General features: G+C 61.1%; 15 protein-coding genes. 9 read left to right on the top strand and 6 right to left on the bottom strand.

What is annotated here, in order from left to right; translation table 11 throughout:
* Window positions 1-26: 26 nt before the first annotated feature.
* Together BR41_RS07210 and BR41_RS07205 are read right to left on the bottom strand one after the other, a co-directional pair.
* Window positions 27-2,228 (bottom strand): YgiQ family radical SAM protein, encoded by a 2,202-nt coding sequence (locus BR41_RS07210; protein ID WP_035054628.1) that lies wholly within the window; start codon window positions 2,226-2,228, stop codon window positions 27-29.
* Between the two features lie 340 nt (window positions 2,229-2,568).
* On the bottom strand, window positions 2,569-3,168 hold the full coding sequence (locus tag BR41_RS07205; RefSeq protein ID WP_035054626.1) for a short chain dehydrogenase: 600 nt from the start codon (window positions 3,166-3,168) through the stop codon (window positions 2,569-2,571).
* Between the two features lie 236 nt (window positions 3,169-3,404).
* On the opposite strand from BR41_RS07205, the gene BR41_RS07200 reads away from it, so the two are divergent.
* Window positions 3,405-4,382, top strand: coding sequence for a LysR family transcriptional regulator (locus tag BR41_RS07200; protein ID WP_051710413.1), 978 nt, complete (start codon window positions 3,405-3,407; stop codon window positions 4,380-4,382).
* Between the two features lie 129 nt (window positions 4,383-4,511).
* On the opposite strand, the gene BR41_RS07195 is transcribed toward BR41_RS07200, so the two are convergent.
* The gene (locus BR41_RS07195; protein WP_035054624.1) at window positions 4,512-4,721 is read right to left on the bottom strand and encodes a SlyX family protein; all 210 of its coding nucleotides are present in this window, start codon (window positions 4,719-4,721) and stop codon (window positions 4,512-4,514) included.
* Window positions 4,722-4,857: 136 nt separating this feature from the next.
* Between BR41_RS07195 and BR41_RS07190 the strand changes: the two genes are divergently transcribed.
* Genes BR41_RS07190 through BR41_RS07175 form a run of 4 tightly spaced genes read left to right on the top strand, consistent with a single transcriptional unit; the run spans window position 4,858 to window position 6,776 of the window.
* A complete protein-coding gene (locus BR41_RS07190) occupies window positions 4,858-5,121 on the top strand; it encodes a YlcI/YnfO family protein (RefSeq protein ID WP_035054622.1) in 264 nt (87 codons plus the stop codon).
* Window positions 5,118-5,423: a type II toxin-antitoxin system RelE/ParE family toxin gene (locus BR41_RS07185; RefSeq protein ID WP_035054621.1), complete on the top strand. Its 306-nt coding sequence runs from the start codon at window positions 5,118-5,120 to the stop codon at window positions 5,421-5,423. Before BR41_RS07190 ends, BR41_RS07185 begins: the two co-directional genes overlap by 4 nt.
* Before the next feature lies 1 nt (window position 5,424).
* Complete coding sequence (locus BR41_RS07180) at window positions 5,425-6,282, top strand: class I SAM-dependent methyltransferase (protein WP_035054619.1); 858 nt, start codon at window positions 5,425-5,427, stop codon at window positions 6,280-6,282.
* On the top strand, window positions 6,279-6,776 hold the full coding sequence (locus tag BR41_RS07175; protein WP_051710412.1) for a TlpA family protein disulfide reductase: 498 nt from the start codon (window positions 6,279-6,281) through the stop codon (window positions 6,774-6,776). Before BR41_RS07180 ends, BR41_RS07175 begins: the two co-directional genes overlap by 4 nt.
* A 90-nt stretch (window positions 6,777-6,866) precedes the next feature.
* On the opposite strand, the gene BR41_RS07170 is transcribed toward BR41_RS07175, so the two are convergent.
* Together BR41_RS07170 and BR41_RS07165 are read right to left on the bottom strand one after the other, a co-directional pair.
* Entirely contained in the window at window positions 6,867-7,838 is a 972-nt protein-coding gene (locus tag BR41_RS07170) for a lipoprotein (RefSeq protein ID WP_035054617.1), read from the bottom strand.
* A gap of 107 nt (window positions 7,839-7,945) precedes the next feature.
* The gene (locus BR41_RS07165) at window positions 7,946-8,338 is read right to left on the bottom strand and encodes a DUF2946 family protein (protein ID WP_156970596.1); all 393 of its coding nucleotides are present in this window, start codon (window positions 8,336-8,338) and stop codon (window positions 7,946-7,948) included.
* A gap of 292 nt (window positions 8,339-8,630) precedes the next feature.
* Between BR41_RS07165 and BR41_RS23530 the strand changes: the two genes are divergently transcribed.
* The 4 genes from BR41_RS23530 (at window position 8,631) to eutC (ending at window position 13,692) form a co-directional block, all read left to right on the top strand.
* Entirely contained in the window at window positions 8,631-9,470 is an 840-nt protein-coding gene (locus BR41_RS23530; protein WP_084186906.1) for a DUF2846 domain-containing protein, read from the top strand.
* Window positions 9,471-9,820: 350 nt separating this feature from the next.
* Window positions 9,821-11,209: an ethanolamine permease gene (eat, locus tag BR41_RS07155; RefSeq protein WP_156970595.1), complete on the top strand. Its 1,389-nt coding sequence runs from the start codon at window positions 9,821-9,823 to the stop codon at window positions 11,207-11,209.
* A 291-nt stretch (window positions 11,210-11,500) separates the two neighbouring features.
* Window positions 11,501-12,886, top strand: a complete 1,386-nt coding sequence (locus tag BR41_RS07150; protein ID WP_035054613.1) for an ethanolamine ammonia-lyase subunit EutB — start codon at window positions 11,501-11,503, stop codon at window positions 12,884-12,886.
* On the top strand, window positions 12,883-13,692 hold the full coding sequence (gene eutC, locus BR41_RS07145; RefSeq protein ID WP_051710411.1) for an ethanolamine ammonia-lyase subunit EutC: 810 nt from the start codon (window positions 12,883-12,885) through the stop codon (window positions 13,690-13,692). Before BR41_RS07150 ends, eutC begins: the two co-directional genes overlap by 4 nt.
* A 144-nt stretch (window positions 13,693-13,836) precedes the next feature.
* Here the strand turns inward: eutC and panS are convergent, their stop codons facing one another.
* Window positions 13,837-14,790: a ketopantoate/pantoate/pantothenate transporter PanS gene (gene panS / locus BR41_RS07140; RefSeq protein WP_035054611.1), complete on the bottom strand. Its 954-nt coding sequence runs from the start codon at window positions 14,788-14,790 to the stop codon at window positions 13,837-13,839.
* Between the last annotated feature and the right edge of the window lie 212 nt (window positions 14,791-15,002).

Raw genomic sequence — 15,002 nt, 5'->3', positions numbered from 1 at the left:
GTCTGATGCGGAAATCCGTGCCGACGTTACCGCCCCCGCGCCTTCCCACCCGTCTTCTTCCCCTTGCCCTGCCCCGGCAGCACCAGCTTGCGCTGCGCGCCCCGCGCTTGTGATGCCGGCTTGGCGACTTGCCGGTGCGGCACGCGTTTTTCGCCGTTGGCGAGGTCGGCCGCAGTCGGCAGCGGAATCAGATGCTGCGGGCCGTTGCCGATCAGATCCTGCCGGCCCATCGCGATCAAACCTTCGCGCAAGATCGGCCAGTTCTTCGGATCGTGGTAACGCAGGAATGCCTTGTGCAGCGTGCGCTGCTTGGCGTCCTTGATGATCTCGACCTTCTCGGACGAGCGGCCCAGCTTCTTGAGCGGGTTGCGGCGGGTGTGCCACATGGTGGTGGCGAGCGCCATCGGCGTTGGCGTGAACGCCTGTACCTGGTCGGGCTTGAAGTTGTGTTTCTTCAGCCACAAGGCGAGATTGAGCATGTCCTCATCGGTCGTGCCCGGATGGGCGGCGATGAAGTACGGCACTAGGTATTGCTCCTTGCCGGCCTGCTTCGAGTAATGATCGAACAAGTCCTTGAAGCGCTCGAAGGTGCCGATGCCCGGCTTCATCATCTTGGAGAGCGGGCCGTCCTCGGTGTGTTCCGGCGCGATCTTCAGCAGGCCGCTCACGTGGTGCGTGACGAGCTCCTTGATGTACTCGGGTGATTCCACCGCGATGTCATAACGCAGGCCGGAACCGATGGTGATCTTCTTCACGCTTGGAATCGCCCGCGCCTTGCGGTAGAGCTGGATCAAATGGCTGTGATCGGTATTCAGGTTCTCGCAGATGCCCGGATACACGCAGCTCAGGCGGCGGCAGGATTGCTCGATGGCCGGGTCTTTGCAGGCCAGCCGATACATATTGGCGGTCGGGCCGCCCAGATCGGAAATGTGCCCCTTGAAGCCCGGCGTTTTGTCGCGAATCTCGACGATTTCGTTGAGGATCGATTCTTCCGAGCGGCTCTGGATGATGCGGCCTTCGTGCTCGGTGATCGAGCAGAAAGTACAGCCGCCAAAGCAGCCGCGCATGATGTTGATCGAGAACTTGATCATGTCCCACGCAGGGATGCGCGCGCCGTTGTAGCTCGGGTGCGGCTGGCGGGCATAGGGCAGGCCGTAGACGTAATCCATCTCCGGCGTTTCCAGCGGAATCGGCGGCGGGTTCAGCCACACATCGCGCTCGCCGTGCAGCTGCACCATCGCGCGGGCGTTGCCCGGGTTGGATTCCAGATGCAGCGTGCGGCTGGCGTGGGCGTACAGCACCGGGTCGTAGGCGACGGCTTCATAGGCCGGGATGCGTACTACGGTCTTTTGGCGCTCGGCCTGCTTGGCGGCGATGCGCTCAGCCTTCGAGACAATGCGGATTGGCTTGGGCGCATTCGGATCAGCGGGCGTATCACAGGCCGCGCCGGATTGCTTTTCGCTTTCCATCGCATACGGATCAGGGTGCGGATCGACCCGGCCCGGCGTATCGACAGTGGACGAATCCAGCACCGCCCAATCCCGCGCCGGCAACCAGCCGTGCGACGTCATGAACGCCGTGCCGCGCACATCGCGGATGTCGCGCAGCTTTTCGCCGGCATTGGCGCGGTGGGCAACTTCCACCAGGGCGCGCTCGGCATTGCCGAACAAGAGGATGTCCGCCTTGGCATAAACGAGGGCCGACTGGCGCACCTTGTCGCTCCAGTAGTCGTACTGGGCGATGCGGCGTAGCGAAGCCTCGATACTGCCGATCATGATCTGCACGCCGGGGAAGGCTTCGCGGCAACGCTGCGAGTAGACCGTTACCGCCCGATCCGGTCGCCGTCCGCCCACGCCATTGGCGGTATAGGCATCGTCCGAACGCGGTTTGCGGTCGGCCGTGTAGCGGTTGATCATCGAATCCATATTGCCGGCGGTAATGCCGAAGAACAGCCGCGGCCGGCCCAGCGCTTTGAAGGATTCAGCGCTATCCCATTCCGGCTGGCTGACGATGCCGACCCGAAAGCCTTGCGCCTCCAGCAGGCGGCCGACCAGCGCCATGCCGAAACTGGGGTGATCCATATACGCGTCACCGGTCACCAGAATGATGTCGCACTCGTCCCAACCCAGTGCGTTCATCTCATCCCGGCTCATTGGCAGGAAGGGCGCGGGCGGGCGCAGCGTGGTGGGTTTCGGGTAGGCGTAGATCGGAGTTGGAGCGGCGTTCATGCGGATGATGAGTCAGACTAATCGCGCATTGTCGCAGATTTGTCCGGTTCGATCCAAAAAAGCCTTGTTTTTCATCGGGATAGGGTGATGAGTGGTGCACGCCGGAAAGACGAAAACCTGTAGACACAGAGAACAGTAAGAACACAGAGCGCACAGAGAAAGGCAACGTGGAGAGCGGTCTCTGTAGGAGCGAGCTTGCTCGCGATAGCGATGGTTAATCAAACGACGCCATCGCGAGCAAGCTCGCTCCTACAGGTTTTCCTCTCAAGCGGTTTTGGTTTTCTCTGTGAACCTCTGTGTTCTCAGTGCCCTCTGTGGTTCAAGATTTTCGGTTTAACAATCAATGCACCTCGTAAACCTGCCCGGTCTGCGCGCCTTCCACGCTCTTGCTGTACGCCAGCGCCACGCGTGCTGCTGGCACTGCCTCGAAGCCGCGGAAATAGGGCGCATACCCGGCCAGCGATTCCACCAACACATTCGGGCTGACCACGTTGATGCGCAGGCCGCGCGGCAATTCGATGGCGGCGGAGCGGGCAAAGCCTTCCACTGCACCATTCACCATGCTGGCGCTGCTGCCGTAACGGATCGGATCGCGAGTGACGATGCCGCTGGTGAGCGTGAAGCTGCCGCCATCGTTCAATACTTTCTGGCCGGCCAGCACCAGATTCACCTGCCCCATCAGCTTGTTGTTCAGGCCGATGGCGTATTGCTCGGGCGTGAACTCGGCCAGCGGGCCGAAATGCACGCTGCCGGCAGTGGCGATCACCGCGTCGACCGGGCCGGCTTCCTTGAACAGTTTTTCAACGCTGGCGAGGCTTTCGATATCGACGCGCAAGTCGCCGCTATTGCGACCGGCACCGATGATTTCATGCCGCGTGCCGAGTTCAGCTGCGACTGCCTTGCCGACAGTACCGTTGGCGCCGATGAGAAGAATTTTCATGGTGTTGCTCCTTTGTGAATTGACTGGGATAGCGAGCTGAGCCGTTCACAAAATCCAGCGTAGCGGTGCTGGCAAGACGTACGAAGCGCAGACAGTACAAGTCGTACGGCAAGCGAGTACAACGCAGCCAGCAGGGTTTTGTGAACGGCTCCCGGCACTGAACTGTGCATGGACGCTATCCTATCCCGATCGGATTCGCCGATAATCCGGGCAATATTGGATTCACTGTCAATCCTATGAAGACAATCACCTCGTCCAACCCAGCATCCCATCCGTCGCCGGATACCCTGAACCAGCAGCTGCAATGGGCGATCACCTTCGCCAGCGTGGTCGAGCATGGCAGCTTCACCAAGGCGGCCGATGTGCTCGGCTGCTCCAAGGCGCTTGCCAGCAAACAGGTGTTGCAGCTTGAAGCGTTGCTGGGTGCGCAATTGCTGTTTCGCACCACCCGTCGCCTGCATCTCACCGAAGCCGGCCGGGTGTATCTCGCGCACTGCAGCCAATGGCCGCAATGGGTCAGCGCGGCGCGGCAGGCGGTGATGGAATTGCGTGAGGAGGTCGCCGGCCTGGTGCGGCTGACGGTACCGACCAGCTTCGGTGGTGTATTCATGGCGCAGGCGTTGCTCGCGTTTCGCGCCCGCTATCCACAAGTGGAAGTGGAGCTGGATCTCAGCAGCATCCAGCGCGATCTGGAGGCGGAAGGCTGGGATCTGGCGATCCGCTCCAATGCCATCGTGCCGGATCGGCTCGTCTCCCGCCCCTTGAGTGTGATGCGGGAATGGGTCGTTGCCAGCCCGGCGTTGTTCGGTGATCAGCCGCCGCCGCACATGCCTGCGGGATTGCGTGATTGGCCCTGCCTGATCAACAGCCACTTCCGCAACGCTGCGCATTGGGCCTTCAGCCAAGGCGCGCAACTGCATGCCGTCGATGTGCATGCCGCGCTGCGGGTGAACGACTTCAACTTTCTACGCAATCTGGCGTTGGCCGGGGCCGGCATCACGCGCCTGCCGGACTATCTGGCCGCAACCGATGTGTCGGCCGGGCGGTTGATCCGGCTGTTGCCCGATTTCGAATTGACGGGGCAGCCGCTTTATCTCGTCTATCCGCAACGCTTGCCGCAGCCAGCCAAGGTGCGGGCGCTGATCGATTTTCTGCTGGAATGGTTCATGCAGCCGCAACAGCAGGCGCTGCTGGGCGCGCGAGAGTCGCACTGAGATCTGTGACTTCTGTAGGAGCGAGCTTGCTCGCGATGGCGACATCGAATTCACCAGTGTCATCGCGAGCAAGCTCGCTCCTACCAACAACATCCTGCGGTTGACTGATTCAAAGCTCGCCAGCGCATTTTAATAATGCGGCGGAACCTCATCCTCAGGCTTGCTGCGCCCCGGCTCGCCCGGCGATTCCATATTGCGCACGTGATTGGCCAGTGCCCGCAAATCGAGCTGCAGCCGATCGATCTGCTGCTGTTGCGTGGCAACGATGCTGTTCAGCGTATCGAGCAGATCGTCCTGCAAGGCGAGCTTGATTTCGAGTTCGGTGATGCGGTCTTCCATGGCTGCTCCATCCTGTTTAATGCCCAGTGGTGGGCGATCAGCGGCGACGCGGGCTGGCGATGATAGCAGCGTGCGCTTGTCGCGTGGCGCAGGTACATGCCAAAATGTGTTGCAAATGCAACGCATTGGAATGCCAATGAAAACCGCCACACTGCCATCGCTACGGGTCGCGCCGGAACTACGCAACGCGCTAGAGACAGTACTGCAGCCCGGTGAAACCGTTTCCGGTTTTGTCGAAGCCGCCGTGCGCCAACAGATCGAGTCGCGCCAAACCCAGCAAGCGTTCATCGAGCGTGGCCTCGCCGCTGCAGCCGCAGCAAAGCAAAGCAATGATTACGTGCCCGCCGATGCGGTACTGGCGCAAATGCAAGCCAAGCTCGACGCCAAACGTAACGCATGAGCTATCGCATCCGTTTTACCCGCGAGGCTGAAGCCGATCTATTGCGTTTATATGATTTCCTGCTTGAACAGGATGTGACGGCGGCAGAAAGCGCGCTGGCCGCAGTACAAAAAGCCCTGCAGCTACTGGAAGATTTCCCCTTCGCCTGCCGCAAGGCACGGGGTGCCGAGCAGCATCCCTTATTGCGCGAGTTATTGATTCCGTTCGGTCGCAACGGCTACGTGATGCTGTTTGAAATCGACAACGACGCGACTGTTTCCATCTTGGCTGTGCGCCACCAGAGGGAAGAGGATTACTACTGAAATGCCTGAAAAACACGCAACTGAAAAACATGACATCCGCCCCGGCCAATCGGTCGAGTTGCTGAAAGAACTCCATATCCTCACGCGGGACGGCAAGCTCAATCAGGACAGCCGCCGCAAGCTCAAGCAGGTGTATCACCTGTTCAATTTCATCGAGCCGCTGCTCAAGGACGTGCTCACGCAGCATCCGGCGGTGAGCCTCGTCGATCATGGCGCGGGCAAGTCCTACCTTGGCTTCATCCTCTACGATCTGTTCTTCAAGGAGCACGCGCCGGCCGGTCATATCTACGGCATCGAAACGCGTGAAGCGCTAGTCACGCACTCGCAGGAACTGGCGGCACGCTGCGGCTTCAAGGGGATGGAATTCCTCAATCTGTCGGTGGCCGATTCGATCACCTCCAAGGCGCTACCGGACCAGATCGACATCGTGACCGCCTTGCACGCCTGCAACACCGCCACTGACGACGCCATTCGCTTCGCGCTGGAAAAACGTGCCAAGCACATCGTCTTGGTGCCCTGCTGCCAAGCCGAAGTCGCCGCCGAGCTGCGCAAGAACAAGCAACAGGCGTTGAAAAACCCGCTGGCCGAGCTGTGGCGTCACCCCATCCACACCCGTGAATTCGGCAGCCAGATCACCAATGTATTGCGCTGCCTGCAGCTGGAAGCACATGGCTATCAAGTGACCGTGACCGAACTGGTTGGCTGGGAACATTCGATGAAGAACGAGCTGATCGTCGCCAGCTACAAGAACCTGCCGCGTCGCAAGCCAGCAGAACGCTTGCATGCCGTGCTGGATGAGCTGGGGCTGGCGGCGTTGCAGCAGCGTTTCTACACCGCACCGAGCAGCATCGACGCATGAAGTGCCACGCCCACTGGCTAGCCATCGCCGCGCTGTGCCTCGCAACTGCCATTCCGAGCTACGCCATCGATGCCGGCAAACCCGCGCCCGCCTTCACGGCGAAGTCGCTTGCTGCCAAGTCGATCAATCTGGCGGTGCTGGCCGGCAAAGTGGTGGTGATCAATTTCTGGGCGACATGGTGCTCGCCATGCCGGCAGGAAATGCCCGCGCTGGATGCCTTCTATCGCCAGCATCAGGCGGAAGGACTGGAAGTGATCGGCGTCAGCGTGGACGACAACGCCGATCTGCCGCTGGTGAAGACCTTGGCACAGGCTGTCTCCTACCCGATTGCGATGAGTGACGACGCCAGTTTCAGCGGCTACGGCCGCATCTGGCGCGTGCCGCTCACCTTTGTCATCGACCGCAAAGGCATCGTCCGCACCAACGGCTGGCAGGGCGATACGCTGATCGATGCGGCGACGTTGGAAAGCACGGTTCTGCCGCTGCTCAAATAGCTTCTGTTCTCCCCTCGCCCTGGCGTGCAAGGCTGTTGCCTTGCTCAGCAATAGCGGGAGAGGGGCCGGGGGTGAGGGGACGAGAGTCACTCAAAGCACGTACCGCAACCCCACCGAAGCCGTCCAACGTGGCGCGAGCTGGTAGCCGTTCACGTTCTGATACAGCGGCACCTGCACAAAGCCGAATGCGTTCAATTGCTTGCTCAGTTTCACGGTCAGGCCGGGGCTGAAATAGACGAGCGTGCCGCCGCTGTTGTCTGTATCGGCATTCGCACCGGAATCCGGCCGGCCGTGCTTGGCGTTGAGCTGCAGCTGCGGAATGAAGGTGTCGTTCGCCATGTAACGCACGCCGACATTGGCATTGAACGCATTGCCCGGCCGGAAATCCTCGCGCGTGGCCAGTGGCGTCTGCACCGTGCCCTGCACGAAGTAATCCCAGTTCTGGTTCAGGGGGCTGAAGTGATACACGCCCAAGATCAGGTCGGTGCTGCCGGTGCCCGGTTGCAGACCGCGATCCAGCGCCTGACCCGCTTGCGGGCCGCTATCGAAGGTCTCGTGGATGTTGCCGGTGGGCAGTTTCAGGCCGAACTGGATGCCCCAGTTTTTCTCGCCGCTAAAGCCCTGATAACGGCCGATCAGCTTGATATCGCCCAGATTGGAAGTATGCGAGCCGGATACATCGGTATCGCCCGCCGCAATGGTTTGGTGCGCCCGATCAATGAACGGCACTTGCAGATTCACGCCCCAGTCCGGGTTCGGGCTGTAATCGATGCCGGCGGTGACGTAGTTGTTATGCGTCCACTGCTCGATCTCGCGGTCGGTTGGCAGGCTGATGCTGCCTTTGTCGACCGTGCCGGTGCCCGTGCGCAGCTGGCCCTGGTCCAGATAGTCATAACGCAAATCGAAACGCAGGCCGGATTTGGCGGCAAAGCCCTGGCTTTCCCAATCGGAACTCAGGGTGCAGCCGCAGCTGGAGCAAGCCAGCGCCCAGCCAGGGGTGACAGCCAGCGCAGCGGTCAGCATGAGTGGGTGGAAGGAGGGTTTGAAGGAACTGGAAAACATGAGATGCCTCGCAAGCTCCCGCGTCCGTGCGGGAGGCAATGGCCTGCCCGCCGCTGCTTCGCAAAGCAGAACGCGGTGAGGCCGTCATTCAGGAAATGAACTGGAAATCAGAGCAGAACGGTGCGGATGGCAGGCGGGGCACGCGGCTGGTTAGCCCGCAAGGGAGACGATGGCGGCGCAGCCGTGGCGATGAAAGCGGGAATCCATTGGCCGCTCGCCAGAATGGGCGCAACAACGATGACGTGGCTATTTACCAGCTCAGCGCCAACGGCATGGGTGCAAATCAAGCAATCGCCGAATGCGCAGCAATCGTGCTCGTCTTGTTGCGCGGGCGCGCCGAGGTCGATCTTGGCTGCCTTGGACTGGCCCATCATCGTCGAGCACAGCGCATGCAATGACCCGCTGCCCACTTGTTGCGGGTGGGCATGCACGCTGGCCGGGATCAGCAAATGGAACAGCAATCCCAGCAGCGTCAGGTAATGGACGATTCGCCGCTTCATGGGGCTGGATTCTAGCGGCAAATACAACGTCATGGCCTGCTGGTTTTGCGCTGACAGCTTTGGCTAATTCATAGGTAATTACTTTGCTTACGTCCACGCCCTGAGCCAACCGTGCTGCAAACGTTGAATGAATGAAGACATCACTGGATATGGCTGCGCACACATCCGTAGCCAGAAAATACACAAACAGCATGAAAACTTTCGTTGTGCTTGCAATGCCGGCGGTTGCTTGTTAAAAACCAGCCAAGCCGAATTCCGGGCGGGAACCGGAACAACCTTGCCGATTGGGGACATGATGAAATTGCTGCGCTGCTGTATCGCCTTCGGGCTGCTTGCCTTGCTCGGGGCGTGTGCCTCGACGTCCAAAGTGCCCGCCGGGCTGGATGTAAAAGCCAAGACCTTCACCGTGACGCCGGGCAAAGCGAATATCTACGTCTACCGCAACGAATTCATGGGTTTCGCGATCCCGATGCAGGTCAATCTGAATGGCCAGAAAGCCGGCTTTACCAACGGCAAAACCTATATGGCCTTCGAAGTGAACCCCGGCTTCCAGAACGTGCTCAGCAAAGCCGAAAACGATGATTCGCTGGTGCTCAATGCCGAGGCCGGCAAATCCTATTACGTGTGGCAGGAAGTGAAGTTGGGTGTGCTGGTGGCGCGCAACAAACTGCATCTGGTGGACGAGGCCACCGGCCAGAAGGGCGTGCGCGAGTGCACGATGGTGGACAACGCCTTGCCCAGCGTTGGCATGGGGTCGCAATCCGTTGCGGCTAAATCCGATGCCAAGCCCGCCGCCGTTGCCGTCGCCCCCGCTGCGGTAACCACCCCGCTACAGGACGACATGCCAGAACCGGCCGCACCCGCCAAGCAAGCTGCGCCAAGCAAACAAGCCGAACCGGCACCGGTGCAAACCGCCGCGGAACCGGCCCTATCCAGCGCACCAGACCAAGCCGAGCGCAAGCTGGGCAAATGGTCGTACGTGGTCGAAAAACTGGCGCACGAGCAAGGCTGCCAAGGCAGTGGCGCATGGCTGCTGGCCGAGCGCGACGGCGGGCAGCTGTATCGCGTGTACTGCACTAACGCCAAACCGTTCTCGGCGATTTGCTCCTACGGGGTTTGCAACCCGAGTTGATTTCGCTGGAACACCGCCACCCAAACAGCCCGTCACGACGGGCTGTTTGCTTTTGTGACCAGCGTGGATCGATTGGCAAGCGGCCTGCGCCCGCTGTTGGTGCAAGGCGCTGGTTAGCGAGTTTGATCCTGGTGCTGGTTCCGCTGCTTTCTCTCCATATCTTTGCCCCTCCGCCCGCTGAAACGGCCGTTTACCAATGACATCCCCAGTGACATGCAATTTGGCATGGAACGTGCTGGCAGATCACAGACGACCAGATGACGCGGTATGTCATTTTGGCCATTTTGAGCATGCAGCCAATCATTCCAATTAATCCGGAAATGCGGATCAAATCCGTCGGGGAGCAAATGATGAGCAACGCAGGACATGGACTTTCCAAGACATTAGGGAGCTGGCAACTCTGGGGCATCGCGGTCGGGCTGGTGATTTCCGGCGAGTATTTCGGCTGGAGCTACGGCTGGGCGCAAGCCGGCACGATGGGCTTTCTGATTACCTCGCTGGTCATCGCGGTGATGTACACCGCGTTCATCTTCAGTTTTACCGAGCTGACCACCTCGATTCCCCACGCCGGCGGCCCGTTTGCCTATGCGCGGCGAGCGTTCGGCCCGACTGGTGGCTTCATCGCCGGTTTCGCCACCTTGTGTGAATTCGTCTTCGCGCCACCGGCCATTGCGCTGGCGATCGGCGCTTATCTCAACGTGCAGTTTCCGGACATCAGCCCGAAGTGGGTGGCGGTCGGCGCCTATGTGATCTTCATGGGGCTGAATATCGCCGGGGTCGGCATCGCCGCGGCGTTCGAGCTGTTCGTCACGCTGCTGGCGATTTTCGAGTTGCTGGTGTTCATGGGCGTGGTCGCGCCGGGCTTCTCCTGGGCCAACTTTACCCACGCTGGTTGGGCCGGTCAGGATGGCTTCCACCTGGGTGCGATCTCCGGCATTTTCGCGGCGATCCCGTTTGCCATCTGGTTCTTCCTCGCCATTGAGGGCGCGGCGATGGCTGCGGAAGAAGCCAAAGACCCCAAGCGCACCATTCCCGTTGCCTACATCGCCGGCATCCTCACGCTGGTGGTGCTCGCGGTCGGCGTGATGATCTTTGCCGGTGGCGCAGGCGACTGGAACAAGCTTGCCAACATTAACGACCCGTTGCCGCAGGCGATGAAGATGATCGTCGGCCAAAGCAGCGGCTGGTTGCACATGCTGGTCTGGCTGGGGTTGTTCGGCCTGATCGCTTCCTTCCACGGCATCATCATGGGCTACTCGCGCCAGCTGTTCGCCCTGGGTCGCGCCGGCTACCTGCCGCCAGTGCTGGCAACGATCCACCCGCGCTTCAAGACGCCGCATCTGGCGATTCTAGCGGGTGGCGTGATTGGCATCGCCGCCATCTTCAGCGATAACCTGATCGTGATCGGTGGCCAACCGCTGACGGCCAATATCGTCACGCTGTCGGTGTTCGGCGCGATCGTGATGTACATCATCTCGATGCTGGCACTGTTCAAACTGCGCAAGACCGAACCCGCGCTGGAACGCCCGTTTCGCGCGCCGGGTTACCCGATCGTGCCGGCCATCGCATTGGTGCTGGCCTGCGTGAGTCTGGTCGCTATGGTGTATTACAACTTGTTGCTGGCAGCGATTTTTGCGGGCTTCTTTGCCTTTGGATATGGTTACTTCCGCCTGACTTCGCATCACCGCGATGCTGCGCCAGCGGATGCGTTGTTGAGTGCGGCGGTGCAAGCGGAGTAATTGGCCGAGGCCGAAATGGGCTCAAGCAAGGTCTATGAGAGCAACAGTCGGCGTTTCTATTCCCCCCTTTTTGAAGGGGGCTAGGGGGGATTTCTGCGGCATCGTCAAATTGCAATGACGTCGAAATCCCCCTCAATCCCCTCTACCTGAACGAATCAACGATTCGCACGGCAAAAAAGGGGGCGGTGAAAATCTGCAGCGCCTTCAACAAACAGCTCAACAAGATTTTGACGTCGCTGGACTCAAAGTCTTGGCTGAGTTCAACGAGTCCGTAAGTATCGGAGAACGCCAATGACCTTCACCCACGCCGTCGGCGCGCGGGCCTATCGGTTCGCTGACCTGAAAACCTTGCTGGCCAAGGCCACACCACTACGCTCGGGTGATTGCCTCGCTGGGCTTGCTGCGGAGACCACCGAAGAACGCGTCGCCGCCAAAATGGCGCTCGCAGCGGTGCCGCTCAAGGCCTTCCTGCAAGAAGCGCTGATTCCCTACGAAGTCGATGAAGTTACCCGGCTGATCATCGATAGCCACGATGCCGCCGCCTTCGCGCCGATCTCGCACCTGACGGTTGGCGACTTCCGCGACTGGCTGTTGTCCGATGCCGCCAGCACTGGAGTACTCACGCGCATCGCCCCGGGCATTACGCCCGAGATGGCGGCGGCGGTGTCCAAGCTGATGCGCAATCAGGATCTGATCCTGGTCGCGGCGAAATGCCGGGTGGTGACTGCCTTTCGCAACACGCTGGGACTGCCGGGGCGGTTGGCGGTGCGGCTGCAACCCAATCACCCGACTGACGATCCGCATGGCATTGCAGCGGCGATGCTCGATGGCCTGCTGTACGGCGCAGGCGATGCGGTCATCGGCATCAACCCGGCCAGCGATAGTCTGGCCGCCATCCACGATCTGCTGGTGCTGATGGATGAAGTGCGCGAGCGCTTTGCCATTCCCACCCAGACCTGCGTGCTGACCCACGTGACCAACACCACCGAGCTGATCCGCCGTGGCGCGCCGGTCGATCTGGTGTTCCAGTCGATTGCCGGCACCGAAGCGGCCAATGCCGGTTTCGGTGTCAGTCTGGCGGTCCTGCAGGAAGCGCACGAGGCCGCGCTGTCATTACAGCGCGGCACGGTCGGCAGCAACGTCATGTATTTCGAAACCGGCCAAGGCAGCGCGTTGTCGGCCGGCGCACATCACGGCGTCGACCAGCAGACCTGCGAAGTGCGCGCCTACGCGGTGGCGCGGCGTTTCTCGCCCTTGCTGATCAACACCGTTGTTGGCTTCATCGGGCCGGAATACCTCTACGACGGCAAACAGATCATCCGCGCCGGGCTGGAAGACCATTTCTGCGGCAAGTTGCTCGGCCTGCCGATGGGCTGCGATATCTGCTACACCAACCATGCCGAGGCCGATCAGGACGATATGGACAACTTGCTGACGCTGCTGGCCGCCGCCGGCATCAACTTCATCATTGGCGTGCCGGGGGCGGACGACATCATGCTCAACTACCAAAGCACCTCGTTTCACGATGCGCTGTACGTGCGCCAGCTACTCGGCCTGCAACGCGCGCCGGAATTCGAGGCCTGGCTGGAAGCGATGCGCATCACCGGCCTCAACGGCCGCTTGCTGGAACAGACTGCGCAGCAACCGCTGCTGGCGATGATGCCGGGGGCCGCATGAGCGCGATGATGGACGAAGAAAAACCAGCGCTGACGCCCGACCCGTGGGCCGAGCTATCCCGCCATACCGCCGCCCGGATTGCGCTCGGCCGCTGTGGCGGCAGCCTGCCGACGGCCGAAACATTGGGATTCGCCCTCGCCCACGCCCAAGCGCGTGATGCAGTGCATACGCCGCTGGATGTCGGCGCGTTGAGCGATGCGCTGGAAGAAGCTGGATTCGTGGCATTGCCAGCCCATAGCCGTGCCCATGACCGAACCGAATACCTACAGCGCCCCGACTTCGGTCGTCGGCTCGACCCGGCCAGCCGCAATGCGCTCGCCGACTTGCCCAAAATGCCGTGTGACATCCTGTTCACGATTGGCGACGGCCTGTCATCCCGCGCCATAGAGCGCAATGCTTTGCCTTTGTTGATCGAATTGCGGCCGTATCTGGAAACCTCCGGCTGGCGCATCGGCCCGGTCGTGGTCGCGAAACAAGCACGTGTGGCGCTGGCGGACGAAGTGGGCGAGTTGTTCAAGCCGACCATCGTCGTGATGCTGATCGGCGAGCGGCCGGGGCTCTCGTCGCCGGACAGCATGGGCATCTACATCACCCACGGGCCACGGGTTGGGCGGATGGATTCGGAGCGCAACTGCATCTCCAACGTGCGCCCGGAAGGGCTGGATTACCCCGCTGCGGCGCGCAAGCTGGCATGGTTGCTGGATGCCAGTCGCCGGCTGGGGCTGACTGGCGTGGGGCTGAAGGATGAGAGTGATGGGTCGGCGTTGGCTGCGGCGGAGTCACGCCTAGCGATTGCGGTGGAGTGAAGCAGGGCCGCTGTTCTTCTCCCCTCGCCCATTTATGGGAGAGGGGCCGGGGGTGAGGGTGTGTGCCGAGAGCAACTTCCTTCTCACCACCCTCTCCCTAACCCTCTCCCATAAATGGGCGAGGGAACAAAAATCTTGCAGTGGCTATTCTTTGGCCGGTGCAGTCTGCAACACCCCCTCCGCCCGCACCCCCGCCGGCTTCCCCTGCCAATACCCCGCCAGCAGCGACCCGGAAATGTTGTGCCACACCGAAAACAGCGCGCCCGGCAACGCAGTCAGCACGGTGAAGTAGGTTTTCCCTAGCTGCGCCGCCAGCCCGGAGTTCTGCATGCCGACCTCGATTGCCAGCGTGCGGCACACCGATTCCTCGAAGCCCAGCAGTCGCCCACCCCAATAGCCACCCAACAGGCCGATGCCGTTGTGCAGCATCACCGCCACGATCACCAGCAGGCCCACTTGGGCGATATGGGCCTGACTGCCGGCCACGATGGCGGCGATCAGCGTCACGATGGCCAGCATCGAGATCAGCGGCAGCCACGGCTCGATGCGCTTGACCTGTTTGGCAAAGCAGCGGAACACCAGCAACCCCAAACCAATCGGCAGGATGACGATCTGCAGGATGCCGGTGAGCATGCCGGTTACATCCACCGCAATCGATGCATCGACATAAAAGCGCGTCAGCAGCGGCGTTGCCACCACTCCGACCAACGTGGACAGCGACGAAATCGTCACCGATAGCGCCACATCGCCACGCGATAGATAAATGATCACGTTGGAGGCCGTGCCGCTGGCCACACTGCCCACCAGCACCATGCCCGTGGTCAGTTCCGGTGACATATGGAAGCTCTTGGCAATCACCCACGCCGCGAAGGGCATCACCAGATAGTGCAGCACGATGCCGGCGGCCACCGGCGCTGGCCGGGTCAGCACGCGCTTGAAGTCGGCCGGCGTGAGTGTCAGCCCCATCGCGAACATGATCACCGACAGCATCAAGCCGGTATGCGGCAGGATCGGCGTGAAGCGGGCTGGGGTGAAGTAGGCCACTGTCGATAACAGGATGGCCCAGAGCGGAAACAGGCGGGTGATCTTGGCAAGCAAAGGGTGGCTCTCCTTGATGGGCTGGTCGGCTGGGTGGCTGGCTGCAGGGGCAGCCGGCCATGTTACTGGATGGACAGGGGGATGAGCGGGCGTTTCGGCCTTCCGGCAGTCATTGCGGCTGCGCACAAACGTCCTGCCATTTCGGCACGACGGAATCCGCACGCTGTTCTAGCCTCCGTGTATCGCCGCCTTTGAAAAAACCGGAGCAATCC

This window comes from Andreprevotia chitinilytica DSM 18519, from assembly GCF_000711875.1.
Lineage (GTDB): Bacteria > Pseudomonadota > Gammaproteobacteria > Burkholderiales > Chitinibacteraceae > Andreprevotia > Andreprevotia chitinilytica.
This window is presented reverse-complemented; position numbering and strand designations above follow the sequence as displayed.

Excerpts from the sequence above, each read along its gene's own strand:
- BR41_RS07210 (WP_035054628.1), bottom strand. The coding sequence starts at position 2,228 with ATGAACGCCGCTCCAACTCCGATCTACGCCTACCCGAAACCCACCACG.
- BR41_RS07205 (WP_035054626.1), bottom strand. The coding sequence starts at position 3,168 with ATGAAAATTCTTCTCATCGGCGCCAACGGTACTGTCGGCAAGGCAGTC.
- BR41_RS07200 (WP_051710413.1), top strand. The coding sequence starts at position 3,405 with ATGAAGACAATCACCTCGTCCAACCCAGCATCCCATCCGTCGCCGGAT.
- BR41_RS07195 (WP_035054624.1), bottom strand. The coding sequence starts at position 4,721 with ATGGAAGACCGCATCACCGAACTCGAAATCAAGCTCGCCTTGCAGGAC.
- BR41_RS07190 (WP_035054622.1), top strand. The coding sequence starts at position 4,858 with ATGAAAACCGCCACACTGCCATCGCTACGGGTCGCGCCGGAACTACGC.
- BR41_RS07185 (WP_035054621.1), top strand. The coding sequence starts at position 5,118 with ATGAGCTATCGCATCCGTTTTACCCGCGAGGCTGAAGCCGATCTATTG.
- BR41_RS07180 (WP_035054619.1), top strand. The coding sequence starts at position 5,425 with ATGCCTGAAAAACACGCAACTGAAAAACATGACATCCGCCCCGGCCAA.
- BR41_RS07175 (WP_051710412.1), top strand. The coding sequence starts at position 6,279 with ATGAAGTGCCACGCCCACTGGCTAGCCATCGCCGCGCTGTGCCTCGCA.
- BR41_RS07170 (WP_035054617.1), bottom strand. The coding sequence starts at position 7,838 with ATGTTTTCCAGTTCCTTCAAACCCTCCTTCCACCCACTCATGCTGACC.
- BR41_RS07165 (WP_156970596.1), bottom strand. The coding sequence starts at position 8,338 with ATGAAGCGGCGAATCGTCCATTACCTGACGCTGCTGGGATTGCTGTTC.
- BR41_RS23530 (WP_084186906.1), top strand. The coding sequence starts at position 8,631 with ATGATGAAATTGCTGCGCTGCTGTATCGCCTTCGGGCTGCTTGCCTTG.
- eat (WP_156970595.1), top strand. The coding sequence starts at position 9,821 with ATGAGCAACGCAGGACATGGACTTTCCAAGACATTAGGGAGCTGGCAA.
- BR41_RS07150 (WP_035054613.1), top strand. The coding sequence starts at position 11,501 with ATGACCTTCACCCACGCCGTCGGCGCGCGGGCCTATCGGTTCGCTGAC.
- eutC (WP_051710411.1), top strand. The coding sequence starts at position 12,883 with ATGAGCGCGATGATGGACGAAGAAAAACCAGCGCTGACGCCCGACCCG.